Origin of the sequence: Streptococcus sp. S784/96/1 (assembly GCF_902729355.1) — a bacterium.
GTDB lineage: Bacteria > Bacillota > Bacilli > Lactobacillales > Streptococcaceae > Streptococcus > Streptococcus caledonicus.
The window spans coordinates 16,239-30,323 of record NZ_CACVCC010000030.1; the positions used below are offsets into that span (position 1 = coordinate 16,239).

The following is a 14,085-nucleotide window of genomic DNA, read 5'->3' on the forward strand; positions in this document are numbered from 1 at the left end:
AAATGGTCATTTACCAGTGATGGGTTTCCCTTACACTCATATACTAAGCCTCAACTGCCACTATCTAGTGATAAAATAGCACTACCGACGGCCTATCCCCACAAAAAATGCTCAATCGTTGTCAGTACACCAGCGTCATTGTGATTTGGGGCGATATGCTTAGCTACTACTTTGATACGGTCAGAAGCATTTGCCATAGCATAGCTTTCTCCAGTATGCTTTAACATTTCAAGGTCATTGTCACTATCGCCAAAGCTCATCACTTCCTCAGGTAAAATCCCGTAACGCTCTAAAAGTTGCTCTAGTCCCCAAGCTTTATGGCAACCTTCGATAATCACATCAATCGCTCCATAGCCACTCCCAACAGCCTGTAAGCGCCCCTTGAAGGCATGGTTGAAATCAGTAGTCACCTTATCGCTAATGTTTTCTGGAACAACAAGATTCATCTTGTAAATCTCTTTACCTTCAATTTCTGACCAGTCAGTTACAAATCGCATACGCTCACGAAAGAGTTCCAGTTGTTCCGGCTCAATCCCATCAAAGGTTGGAAAAACAGTGTCATCTAGCAAATAAATATTCCCATCCCCCAGAAGAGTTATGGTGTAATCAATTTCCTTTCCTTTGAAAAATGTTAGAAAATCTGCCACCATATCAGGTGTCATCACCTGTCTAACCAAAACCTCCTGCTTATCTATAACATAAGCACCGTTTTCAGCTACAAAACTAAGTCGTGGTACCAAGTCTCCAAACATGTGTTCCAAGCGTGGCATGCTATTTCCGGTTGCTACCACAAAGGGAATTTGGCGCTTGTCTAAGGCATCCAAAATCTTCTCAAAACGGTCTCTATCGTAACTTCCTTTGGCATCCAAAAAAGTGCCATCCATATCCGAAGCAATTAGTTTAATCGTCATCCTCTCTCCTTATCAAAAAGGAGCAGCTAGCCAATTCACCTGCCACTGCTCCTTATCTCGCTTATCCTTATTCTTCTAAGGCACTTTGACCATTGGTCGCAAGAACCTTTTGATACCAGTAGAAACTGTCTTTACGAGAACGGTTCATGGTACCATTTCCCTCGTCATCCATATCAACATAAATGAAACCATAGCGCTTGCGCATTTCACCAGTCCCTGCAGATACAATGTCAATACAGCCCCAAGTCGTATAAGCAATGAGGTCAACCCCATTATCAATAGCGTCAGCCATTGCTTTAATATGAGCACGGTGGTAATCAATACGATAATCATCGTGAATCGAACCATCTTCTTCAACCGTATCAAAGGCACCTAGCCCATTTTCAACAACCATGAGTGGCACTTCATAGCGGTCGTAGATTTTCTCCAAGTAGTATTGAAGCCCTCTTGGATCATGAGCCCACCCCCAGTCTGAATAAGTCAAATAAGGGTTACGCGCACCTGTTGAGAAGTTTCCAGCCACTTTATCATCCGTATCATGAGTTGTTACATTGTTAGACATATAATAGGAGAAGGTGTACATATCTACTGTACCATTGGCAAGGTCTTCTAAATCGCCCTCACGAATATCTAGCTCAACATTATGCTCTTTCCAAAGACGTTTAGCATAGGTACCGTATTTTCCTTTGACCTGAACATCACCACAATAGTAAATACCACTTTCCCACTTGTGTTGGTTAGCCAAGATATCTGCTGGGTCACAAGTTGCAGGGTAGAAGGTAATCCCACAAATCATATTTCCAAATTTGAAATCTGGATTAATCCTGTGACCAATTTGTACCGCACGAGCTGACGCTAGAAAGTGGTGGTGCAACTGCTGGTAACCTGCTTGATAATCCGCATCAGTCCCTTTATTGCCCATCATATCGAGGAACATAGTGGTATTGTTGATTTCATTAAAGGTCAACCAATACTTAACTAAGTCCTTGTACTCGTTGAAAATAACTTCACAATAGCGCACATAGAAACCAACCAATTTGCGGTTGTTCCAACCACCATAGTTTTCTTCCAAAGCCAGCGGTGTGTCAAAGTGCCAAATCGACACCAAAGGCTCGATATTATACTTACGGCATTCTTCAAAGACCGAACGGTAGAAATCAAGCCCCTCTTGATTTGGTTCAACATCATCACCGTTTGGGAAAATCCGTGCCCAAGAAATGGACAGACGGAAAATGCTATATCCCATCTCTGCAAAAAGGGCAATATCTTCTTTATAACGATGGTAGAAATCCACCGCCTTGTGATTTGGGTAATACTCCGTATCTAGCACTGCATATTTGGCACCCTCAGGGATACGAGCATGGTGACCCATACCGCCAGCCTTGCCTGGTTTGCCATCCTTATCAATATAGGTTGTGTAACGTGGTGAATTAACCGTACCACCTGTTGTCACATCTGTTTGAACAAGGCCACGTCCACCTTCATTATAGGCTCCTTCTGCTTGATTAGCTGCGATAGCGCCTCCCCAGAAGAAGCCTTTTGGAAATGCTTTTACCATCTTTAATTCCTTTCTTATACTGAACCAAATTAAAAAATTACTTTTTTGTTTCTTTCTTAAAAAGTGCGGACACAAGCAACTTCCTTCGATGTTTCATTGCTACTTTTTGATTCTGTTTATTGCAGGAGATGATTGGCGGCTGTACTTATCAATTACTTGATAGCTTCCAACCTAATCATCCTTGCGGGGAACGACTACGAAATTATCTACTAGTAATCAATTTCTGTAGTTCTCCCAAAAGTCCATTTCGAGGTTGGGACAAAAATATCTCAGCCTTCTTTTTTTGATAGTAATAACAGATTGACACAGTGGTTGATCGGAGGTCTGCAACTGGACACTTTCAGCCTTAGCTTAGAAATCAAAGAGCGAGGTGAAGTCAAGACTTCGAACTCATGACTTCTGTCCCACTCTCAGAATATCACTATCGCGAAAGAAACGTTTTATCCTCACTACGTTCATTAATCCCTTGATGATATTAGAGGTTCTAAAATTTTAATTTTAAATGAGTATTAACTTAACGATAAAGGCTCTCACCATTTGTCGCTATCACTTCTTTATACCAGTTGAATGATTTTTTCTTGTAGCGAGCTAGGGTTCCTGTTCCATCATCGTTACGGTCAACATAGATGAAGCCATAACGTTTGCTTAACTCTGCGGTTGATGCTGATACCAAGTCAATCGGTCCCCACGTGGTATAACCAAGCAGTTCCACCCCGTCTTGAAGCGCTTCACCGACCTGCACCAAATGTTTTTGGAGGTAATCAATACGGTAATCATCTTCAACTGTTGGCCCATTAGGTCCTTCAACGAGAATATCTTTAGCACCTAAACCATTTTCCACGATAAAGAGTGGCAATTGGTAGCGGTCATAGAAATCATTGAGAACCAAGCGCAAACCAACCGGGTCAATCTGCCAACCCCACTCAGACGCTTCAAGATATGGATTACTAATGCCACCCATGATGTTCCCACGACCCGAGTTATAAGCTTCAGGATTATGAGCCGCAGCAACGCTCATATAGTATGAGAAGGAAATAAAGTCAACCGTATGTTTCAACAGCTCCTCATCACCTTCTGCAAACTGAATCTCAATATCATTTTCTTTGAAGAAACGTTTAATATAGTTAGGGTATTTCCCACGCGCATGAATGTCTGAGAAGAGGTAATTTTGATTTTCAAACTGGCGGACAGCCAGCTGATCTAATGGATTTGAGGTCATCCCATAAGCTGGCATGGCAAGTACCATACAGCCAATCTTGAAATCTGGGTTGATCTCGTGACCAACCTTCGTCGCCAAAGCTGACGCGACCAATTCATGATGAACAGCTTGATAGAGGTCTTGTTTTGACAACTCTTCAAACGGTGTCGCAATGCCTCCAGACATAAATGGAGCATGGAGCACTGAGTTTACTTCATTAAAGGTCAACCAATACTTAACCTTGTCTTTATAGCGTGTAAAGACGGTACTCACATAGCGTTCATAAAAACTAATCAAGTCACGATTTGCCCAGCCGTTGTACTGGCGAGCGAGGTGTAGAGGCGTTTCATAATGAGATAGCGTTACAAGTGGCTCAATCCCATATTTAGAAAGCTCGTCAAAAACCTTATCATAGAATTGGAGACCTGCTTCATTAGGTTCTAACTCGTCTCCATTTGGGAAAATCCGTGACCAAGCAATCGATAGTCGAAAGACTTTGAATCCCATTTCCGCAAAGAGGGCAATATCCTCTTTATAACGATGATAAAAATCAATTCCCTCTAATTTTAGATTATCAGCTGTGGGTTTATCAGTAATCAAGGGATTATGATCCCCTGGTTTTGCCGGAACCCCACCACGAGGCGTCACATCCTGAACGGATAGCCCCTTACCATCAACATTGTAAGCACCTTCAAATTGATTAGCAGCTGTTGCACCGCCCCATAAGAAATCTTTAGGAAATGTATAGGCCATTATAAACTCCTTTATTTTTAGAGACAGGTCACATTTACTCTTACTCTTATTCCTGTCCTTAAGTTATCATACTATTATTTTAAAATAGATTTAGGCTTTTTTCTGCCACTATTCTATGTTATACTGATACTATCCTATGATTTGGAGACATTATATATGGAAAAACTTCATCATCTCCTACCTTATCGGTTTGAGCGCATGCACATCCAAAATGGTCGACCCGATACCCTTTTTCATTGGCATCCAGAAATGGAAGTTCATTATATTTTTTCTGGCAGTGCCCGTTACCATATTGACTATGATATTTTTAATAGTAATGAGGGGGACATTATTTTAGTTCATCCTAACGGGATGCATTCCATCCATCCTTTGGAAAAAGCAGAGCAGGTTTCAGAGGCGTTTATCTTCCATTTAGACATGATTGGACAACGTTTAGTTGACCAAACCAGCCTTCATTACCTTCAACCCTTGCAAAATAGTTCCTTAAAATTTGTTCCCCGTATCCAACCACACATGGCAGGATATGAGGACATCAAATCCTGTGTGTTAACCATTATAGAATTAGCTAAAAAAGAAGGACGGCACTTCGAATTATTGCTAAAAGCCAAACTCAATGAACTCCTTTACCTCCTTTTTTTGCACCGCCATGTCCTCAAAAAAGTAACTGACGATACTTACCGTAAAAACGCCAAAATTCGACAAGTTATCGACCACATTAATGACCATTATCAAGAAAACCTATCTATTCAGCAACTCGCAACTCTCATTGGTTACAGTAAGGCCCACTTTATGAGCTTGTTCAAGCAACATACTGGCTCATCCTGCACAGACTTTATCATCCGTGTTCGCTTGCAAAAAGCCAGCCAACTCCTCATTCATAGCCACGATAGTATTTTAGAAGTGGCAGAGCAAACAGGCTTTACCAATCTTTCACATTTCAATCGTCAATTCAAAAAACAATACCTCATCACACCACGGCAATACCGACAAGAACATAGCAAGAAGAAAAACTCTCAAGCTTTCATTAATCCTTAAACCTCAATAAAAAAAACGGGGACCAACAGCTCAACAAATAAGCTGCCATTCCTCGTTTTTAAGTTTATAAAAAAGTCAAAAAACTTCTATGACATGACACTCAGTCAATTCCATAATTCCCAATTATCACTAAGAGCATCCTAATTCTCTTCACTACTAGCCAATTTTTTCAAAATCTGACGGCGTTTACGATGTTTTCTAGATTCAATCATAAAAATCATAAGAAGAATCAAAACAATTGGAACACCAATAAATGGAGCGATATAAATCGGTTCAATTTGGATAGCATCTGGAGTCACTAAACCATCACCATCTTCATTAGAAACACGATGGCCACGTACCAAAAGACGGTGAGTATTAATTCCATACGGCGTACAAGTTACCAAGGTTTGATAATCCATACCCTCTTCAATTTGAATATTACTCAAATCTGTCGGTAAAACCGTTCTAATCTGATCCACTTCGTAAGTATAAGATTCATTAAGAATACCTACCGTCCAACGATCTCCTACCTTCAATTTATCCAAATCGGTAAATAAGCGTGACGATGGTAACCCTCTATGACCAGATAAAACTGAGTGAGTTGATACACCTCCAACAGGGAGACTCGTCCCCTCAATATGACCGATAGAAGTTAGTAAAACATCCTCTGAAGTCCCATGATAAAGTGGAAGCGTGACATTAATTTTTGGAATGGAAATAAATCCCATATTTCCAGTCTGATCAATAGCCAGCTCTTTATTATAAGCGTCACGCTCTTCCGAAGTCATGTGCCAATTGATACCAGAGTCTTTAAACTTTTCATTATACTTTTTAGCACTGGAAAGAATTTTCTCATACTGACTTGTATCAATTGAAGACACACTCTTTTGATAATCCATAATCGCTTGCGATTGGTGGAAAGAATTCCAATAATTAGCGATTGAGGGATAGGCAATCAAACCTATCCCTACAATCATGATTGTGACAAGCAAAATGGATACCCGATTCCTTTGTAAAACTGCTTTCAAAACAACTCCTTATCCATTTGCTAGCCTAACATTAGTCTTCCGCACGACGACGTGCCACAAGAGTAACTCCAGCTGCAATCACTAACGTCGTACCAACAATGTAAAGAAGTTTTGTTCCAAAGCTACCAGTAGATGGAAGTTCAGCACCACGATTGTTTTTTACTGTTGATTCAACAATCAATGTATCAGCGCTCCCCGTTGCACCTTCTTTAAAAGTCAACGTCACTGAAGTTGGCTCTTTCAAAAGATTGTATCCTTTCGGAGCAACTGTTTCAATCAAGTCATAGCTTCCCTCAGCTAAACCTGTAAACTTAACAACACCTTGATTATCTGTTTCCTTAACAGTCGCCTCATTTAGATTATCAATCCAGAGCGTTGTTTGATTTTCTTCATCAAATTTATAGTATTTGCTATCCTCTTTTCTTCTAAGAACAAATTTAGCTCCAGCCAATGTTTTATTCATATCAATACCGTCAACTTTTTTGATATTAATTTCACCATCATAAACATTCACAGATTTACCCGGATCACTTGGTTTAGGTGCTTCATTTGGTGTAATGCGGGCTGTATTTGTATTAGCGGTATTCGATCCTTCAGCAGCATCAGCTTTCAATATGCCTTTATACTCTACTGTGATTTCATTGACATCCTCGTAAAAGAAATCGTCCCTATCTCCGCGTTGTGCTCCCGTAGAACCGTTAACAAGCGTTGGAGTTTGAGACCCCGCCCAAGGTATTGTCAAAGTAAAGTCATTTCCATCTTTTTCCAGTCTATACGTATTAGCAGTAGCAGAAGTTGTATCAGTAGTTAGATTCAATGCAACACCATTGACTTTAACGACAAATGAATCATTAACAAGTTCAACAATATTAGCCTCTGGCATATCATCTTTTAAAACATATTGATAAACTTTTTCTCCACTGTTGTAATTAGTAGCATTTTGATAAGTAATCTTATAAGTGATGGTATCACCAACATTATAAGTTTTACTATCTGTTGTTTTTCCTCCCTTATCTCCCCAAGTAGGTTTAGAATTCTTCTCATTGATAATAGCGTTTGGAGACACTGAAGTTACCATTACAACAGATGCTTGATCAATACTTGATTTAACTACATAATATCCATAACCAACATTTAAAACTGCTGTCGTATCTGCACCATCTTCCACCACTACTTGAGGATTATCCTGAAGATTTAATTTTTGAGCCCAATCAGTAATAGCTTTATCGTCAACTCCTGGTTTACGAGTAATATAAACTAAATCACCCTCACCAGTCTTTTCAAACAAGTTATTGAATTCTGTATCTTCTAACAAAGGACTGCCTTTAGGCAAAGTATAGGACACTGATCCATTCTCTATTGTTGAGTCAGCAACAGTTGCATCAAAAATTTTATATGCTGTATAGGTTCCTTTCTGAGTTCCATTAATTGTAATTGTCCCAGTATCCGCTGCAAACACGGGTGTTGTAGCTGGTACTACAGTTCCAAGAATAAGTGTTGCTGCTAGTATAGATTTAATAATTTTCTTTTTCATAAAATAAATAATTTCTTTCTAGTATTGCCTATCAATACATTAATTTGTGTTTTTTATATAAAAGTAATCCTGCCGGTAATGCTAATAGCATTCCTAGGATAAGATAAAGGTGTTTTCCGATACCACCAGTCGATGGTAATTCAGCACCTTTTGAGTTTGTGATTTTGAATTCAAATTGCTGAGCAGTTGGTGTATTAATCACCGTTGGTGCCGCAGCGTTACCATTTTGAATAAAACTTGCGCCTGTCGCCGTAACTTCTAAAGACATATCTGCTTTTTCAAGATTGTACCCATCTGGCGCCTTAGTCTCTGTAATAAGATAGCTACCTACTGGCAAATTGAAGAATGGCTCCTGTGTATGTCCATTAACAACTATTCCTGCATCATTTGATGTCACTTTGGTGTAAAGTGGCGTTGAAGCCTTCTGCCCATTTTCAACCTTATAGATATTAAATTCAGCACCAGATAAGCTCGTATTGATATTTTCGACGCTAACTTTCTTTAAGACAACTTGTTGCATGTTCCGTGTATTGGTGAAAACGATATCAATATCACCATCAACAGTTAGTTGAGGTAGGTTAACAACACGATCTGTCCAAGGCTGTTCACCAGAAGCTGGTTTTGAATGAGTTATATCTTCTGTCTTAGAGAACTCAGTATAATCTTGCTCATCAATTGAAATGACTGTTCCATATGGAACTTTAGTAAATACTTTCTTCTCATTATTGTTAGTAACAGAATCTCTTAATGCAAAGTTTCCTTGCTGAAGATTTGTACTCGGGTCAAACTTAAATTCCTTTTGTTTATCATCATCGTTACCAATAACCTTTTTAATCACAGTAACGGTGTATTCTTTAGGTTTCCAAACCGCATAGAGAGTATTTGAAGCGTCTGGCTTGTTATCTAATCCGACATCTTGTCCCAAGCGATACTCAACATTGCCACGCTCAGCATCTGCTTTTACCGTATGCCAACCAATTAGGTCATAACCGACTCTTTCAAAGAAATCATCTCCATGCGTCTTATGGATCGTATTCACTGGTAATTTATCATATGTTTTTTGAGTTACTTTCTGACCATTCTCTAAACGAGCACCACCATTTCCATCATAGGTGATATGAGTAGTCTCAACCTGTATGGATTCTACTGGTTTATAAACTGGATAAACCGTCAAAGTTTTATTACCATCTGCTTTTAGAGCGTTAATAATGATGGTATCATGTGGATTATAGATTTTGCCATCATATAACCAACCACGAAAACGATAGCCCTCTGGCGATGTTGGACGACGCTCCAATTCTGCGTGCGATTTATCATCATACTTATTAAGATCGTTTGGTAAATTCGTTGCTTTTAATTGTGTTCCATCTTTTTGAATTGGGTTAAGATCTAGTCCATAAACAACATCACTATAAACAACTTTATACTCCCCAGTACGACGCCATTCTGCTCGCAGTGTGAGATTGCTCGTTACAGCACCACTAAAGTTATATGGTCGCTCCAAATTCCCATCTTTTCCAACGACATACCAACCAATCAAATGATACGCATCTTTATCTGCTCTATAGCGTTGATTTGGATTAACATTTGACTCTGCTGGATTTGTCGTATAGTGTGCATGCTGAGTTTCACTATCATTAGCAATATCAAGTGTCGCTACTGTATCTTTACGATAATAGTAACTACCGTTAGGATCCTCAATATAGTTACGTGTCATGTTGTCATACTCAGGAATAGAATCGCCATAATACAAAGTAAAATGCGTATCTTGTGAACCTGACAATTCTCCCCCGTTAGGATCCAAGACGATATTATATTTAATTTTTCTAAATCCTGGATAGACAACTAAATCATGATCCGGCATTTTGTCATTCCAATCAAACTCTTGCGTTAGTGTCTGATCTTTATACCACTTACCATCCCACTCGTACCCCGGTTTAGGCGGAGTCGGTTTAATCGTAGTGGTATCTGGTTTAAACTTAGATAAATTTTCCTCATATAAGACTTCCTTTGACTCAAAATTATCTAGCGAAGCATTTGTTTCCGGATATCTAAAGTCTAATTTAAATTTCTTACGTTCATATCGCACATGTAAATCATAATGGTTAGTAATATAGTAATTATTATAATAATAATATCCAGAGGCTGTTGAGGTATTATTTCCAGAACTGGTTAAACGCCATTGATTATCCACGTACCTGCCTGCTGTTATATCATAACGGATGTAACTATGAACATTAAATCCATTGTACTTTTCTGAAAATGTAAACGTAGTAGAATTTGAACTAGACACACCAGTATCATCTGGACTCCATATTGGAGCATAACTTCCATCCACTCGTTGTTTATAAAAATGGATTGTTTTGGCTTTTGTCCCTGATTTAAACAATCGGATTTCTTGACTTATTGACGAACCTGCAATCCTCGGATAAGTTCCTTCTGGTAGAACAAACTCTCCTAAGTAAGTCATGCCTATGTCACTGCCAGTATACTCATAATATCTCCAAGTATTAGTGCCACTATTCGGCCAAGTATAGTTGTTACTTTCCAACGAAGTCCCATATAAACCTGTTAGCACTTTCAAATTACGATCATTACTATTCCAGATTGGGCTATTATAGGCAATGTAACTTGCGCTATCATAAAACTTCATGGTAATTAACCGCCGATTAAAGTACACATTCAATACTGTAGAGCCATCTGCCTTAACAGTTGTAGTGGTTTCTCCACGATCTGTTGTGTACTCAAATCCAGCTGGCACAAAACCTGTAATATGTGTTCCATTCTTATCAGCAGTAGTTACTGATACTGTAGAGCCAACAGTCGCAGAGGCTACTGAACGCTGCCCTGCGTAATCATACGTTTTTAGCTCTTTCGTCGCATTCTTACTATCTGTTGCTCGCTGCAACCAATAGACAACCGTATAACTCGCTTTATCAGGAATCCAATAAGCATATAGCTGTTTATCTGTCGTTAAAGGAGCATCAAAATTAAACGAATTTCCACTAGGCTTCTGCCCATTAATAGGTTTTGTATCATACCATCCCCCAAAAGTATATCCATAACGTTTAGGATCTTCTGGTTTATATTGAGTTACAGTTTCTCCTGAAACAACAAGTTTAGGAGGAATATAAGGAGCACCATTAGAAATACTGTCAGTCTCACTTAAAGTATCCGTGTAAAACTCTAATCGTTTTGACTCTCCAAAAATAGGGTAAACTTTTGTATCTTGGCTTAAAGATAGCGTTGCATTCACACCTCCCTGTAGCAACGTACCGTGTGGTGTCAGCGACCACCCAACCAAAACTTGTGTTGATGTTGGTGGTTTGATTACTTGACTAAACTTACTCAAATCTTCAGTAACACTTCCGCCATTCAGTGCTAATTGTTCCTTTTCGAGAATAATCTTCCCATCTTCATCATCGTAGACAGTAAGGTAAACCATATTCCCCATACTTGGACGAATATAAATAGTTTTACTTTCGTTAACTGTTATAGGTTCATCAAATTTAATAGCTTCCTCTAATGTTCTTTGATCCTCATTCCAAATAAACCAACCATTAAAGTGTTGACCATGTGCCGTAATCGGAATTCCAACCCCGTGTAATTCTTCACCATTTTTTATAATTTGTTCTGAAATTTCATCACCAGATTTATTGATAAACTTATACTCTGAACCATCAGCATTTTGAAACTTATAAGTATGCCTTGGGACTTCTTTTCCATTTTGTACAATTGCATAAATGGAGAAAGAGTCAGTTTTAAAAGCAATGTCACTATCTGTATTTTTAGTTTCCTTAGTTGCCTTTGATTTTAAAACTTCTGTCTGTCCATCATCTTTAAAATGGACAATTTTCAGGTCTTCATCCTTAGCATCTAACTTTTCGTCATAAGACACTTCAACTTTCACGGAAGCTTGTGGTTCAACTTCCTGCTCGTCAACAAGCAAGCGAATATCATATAGCCTCAGCAGTTGAATCTCTTCCTCTTGACGAGCAACTTTGACTAGAACTTTTTCCTTATAACCATGATACTCAGCTTCTTCTTCCTTAATCTCTTCAGCAACCAACTGAACCGTGCTAGGTATTTTTGCCTCTTTCGGGATGGTTACTCTGACTTTGTAATCACTACCCCGATAAGTCAAAGCACCATCAAAATGAGTTTCTTCCTTCCCTTTCTCACTGGTAGTTTCGATTTCCGTTGTTGCCTCTGTAGTAGCTTTTGTTTGCTCTGACCTTTCTACGGTTTCTTCCGAATGCATCAAACTAGTTATAGAATCAACATGGTCTGTTTCCTCTACCTTTTCTAGAAAATTTTCTTCCGTTGTCGGATCCTCCAGACGTATCGCAGCCTCGTCAGCTTGTTTATCTGTAACTGTAATTGCTGGTAAAATCAAAAAATACGTTGTTAGAAAAGTTGCCAAAACCAAGATAGTCCAAGTCATACTCTTCCATTTCATTCGATTTTCAAATTTGCCAATATAATTCGTTACGTATTTATAAATCTTGTCCACCTTACCTCCAATCCATCATAATAATCTCATACAATTCGTTGTAAAAATAACTTTTTCTCGTTACACCTTTTATTTGATGACTCCAAACCTATCTAACGGCCAAATTCTAAAGGAGATTTTTCCAACAATTTGTTCTTCAGAAATGCCACCAATGGCTGTATTACGGGAATCTATAGACGCCGAACGATTATCACCTAGCACAAAAATTTCTTGTTCTGGCACTTGATAAGGATACGTGATGTCACTTTTTCCCAGCGCTTTATCCAGAACATAAGGTTCATCTAATTTTTTCTGATTGACATAGACATCACCCTCAGAGTCAACGTTTACCCAATCCCCAGACTGCGCAATCACACGCTTTACCAAAACTTTGTTATTGTAATAAAACGCGATAACATCTCCAGTTTCAAAGCTAGATCCCTTTACAGTAAGCACAAGATCATCTTCTTGCAATGTTTTATTCATAGATTGTCCATAAATTCTAAGCACCGGTAACCACAATACCGCTATTAAAATAGCTACAGCTACAACCGCTAACAACGTATATAACGTTTGTTTAATAATCGTCCAAAAACGTCCTCTATACCTTAGACGCTCTAACTCTTGTGCTAGCTCTTTAGAACTTAGCTCAGAAATGTTCATATACTTTTTGATCATCCTCTTATAATTTCAATTGTCTCTCTTAATATTTTGTAGATACTGATCAGCCGCTGCCTGAGCTGCCTCAAAAACTTTATTAAGTGCTAAAGAAGCTTCCGCAATCGAACCAGATTTTTCCAATAAAATAGTTTTATCTTCTAAACGTTCTATCAATTGCTTTATTTCCTCTTCTTGTTGCTCAATCCTTTCCTGCTGTTCTAGCATAATGGTAATTAATTGTTCTCTTTTTAATTTTTTTAGTTGTTTAATCTCCATATATGAGCTAATCCTATGTCTTTTTTGTATTCCTAATAACTAACAGTCGTTACTAAGAAAAGTTCTCTTTTTAAAATGTATATTTCTCTAAAAATTGTTCATTTTTCCATTAGAAAACTAAAATTTTCAGAAAATATACACTATTTTACACCACTGATAAATAGTTTAAACTACTATAGTATATCACTTTAATTTAACAAAAGCACTTAATCTGCTTTATAATTTTTAAGATAATCAGATATAGCTAACAATTGCGCTACTAATCTACCATTAAGACATTCTGCATATTTGAATAAATTTATAATTTCATAATTCTATCAGCTAAATGGTGGTATATAATGTCCGTTTATCCAAAATCAAAATTTTCCCTTTTAATTATATTAACTACAACATATCGAAGAAACCGGCTAGGTTTGAATATAACAAACAAATCTAGGCTCTATAATTTCTGTAGTGGGTAAATCCACTTTGGAGATTATAGGGCTTTTTGAGTATCAAAAAAGTCCCATAAGACTTATAATGAAATGCGCTTAAACAACTCATTAGAAAGTATCTTATGGAACACATCAATCATACCACATTACTCATCGGAATGAAAGACAAAAATATCACCTTAGATAAAGCCATTCAGCACGATACCCATATCGAAGTCTTCGCT

9 protein-coding genes are annotated in these 14,085 nt (G+C 38.2%); 1 reads left to right on the top strand and 8 read right to left on the bottom strand.

Annotation, left to right across the window (positions count from 1 at the left end):
* Positions 1-92: 92 nt before the first annotated feature.
* The 3 genes from GZ996_RS09425 to GZ996_RS09435 all read right to left on the bottom strand — a co-directional run bounded on the left by GZ996_RS09425 (position 93) and on the right by GZ996_RS09435 (position 4,420).
* On the bottom strand, positions 93-911 hold the full coding sequence (locus GZ996_RS09425; RefSeq protein ID WP_162011919.1) for a Cof-type HAD-IIB family hydrolase: 819 nt from the start codon (positions 909-911) through the stop codon (positions 93-95).
* A 67-nt stretch (positions 912-978) separates the two neighbouring features.
* Positions 979-2,469 carry a glycoside hydrolase family 1 protein gene (locus GZ996_RS09430; protein WP_162011920.1) on the bottom strand — a complete coding sequence of 497 codons (1,491 nt, stop codon included), beginning with the start codon at positions 2,467-2,469 and terminating at the stop codon, positions 979-981.
* Between the two features lie 514 nt (positions 2,470-2,983).
* Positions 2,984-4,420: a glycoside hydrolase family 1 protein gene (locus GZ996_RS09435; RefSeq protein ID WP_156807088.1), complete on the bottom strand. Its 1,437-nt coding sequence runs from the start codon at positions 4,418-4,420 to the stop codon at positions 2,984-2,986.
* 156 nt (positions 4,421-4,576) lie between these two features.
* Here GZ996_RS09435 and GZ996_RS09440 point away from each other — a divergent pair, with 156 nt between their 5' ends.
* Positions 4,577-5,455, top strand: coding sequence for an AraC family transcriptional regulator (locus GZ996_RS09440; protein WP_156807089.1), 879 nt, complete (start codon positions 4,577-4,579; stop codon positions 5,453-5,455).
* Between the two features lie 140 nt (positions 5,456-5,595).
* On the opposite strand, the gene GZ996_RS09445 is transcribed toward GZ996_RS09440, so the two are convergent.
* The 5 genes from GZ996_RS09445 to GZ996_RS09465 all read right to left on the bottom strand — a co-directional run bounded on the left by GZ996_RS09445 (position 5,596) and on the right by GZ996_RS09465 (position 13,427).
* On the bottom strand, positions 5,596-6,414 hold the full coding sequence (locus GZ996_RS09445) for a class C sortase (protein WP_156807092.1): 819 nt from the start codon (positions 6,412-6,414) through the stop codon (positions 5,596-5,598).
* Between the two features lie 82 nt (positions 6,415-6,496).
* Positions 6,497-7,999, bottom strand: a complete 1,503-nt coding sequence (locus GZ996_RS09450) for a SpaH/EbpB family LPXTG-anchored major pilin (protein WP_162011921.1) — start codon at positions 7,997-7,999, stop codon at positions 6,497-6,499.
* 31 nt (positions 8,000-8,030) lie between these two features.
* On the bottom strand, positions 8,031-12,512 hold the full coding sequence (locus tag GZ996_RS09455) for an InlB B-repeat-containing protein (protein WP_238386421.1): 4,482 nt from the start codon (positions 12,510-12,512) through the stop codon (positions 8,031-8,033).
* 69 nt (positions 12,513-12,581) lie between these two features.
* Positions 12,582-13,169: a signal peptidase I gene (lepB, locus tag GZ996_RS09460; protein ID WP_202922617.1), complete on the bottom strand. Its 588-nt coding sequence runs from the start codon at positions 13,167-13,169 to the stop codon at positions 12,582-12,584.
* A gap of 12 nt (positions 13,170-13,181) precedes the next feature.
* The gene (locus tag GZ996_RS09465) at positions 13,182-13,427 is read right to left on the bottom strand and encodes a DNA repair protein (RefSeq protein WP_380433497.1); all 246 of its coding nucleotides are present in this window, start codon (positions 13,425-13,427) and stop codon (positions 13,182-13,184) included.
* Between the last annotated feature and the right edge of the window lie 658 nt (positions 13,428-14,085).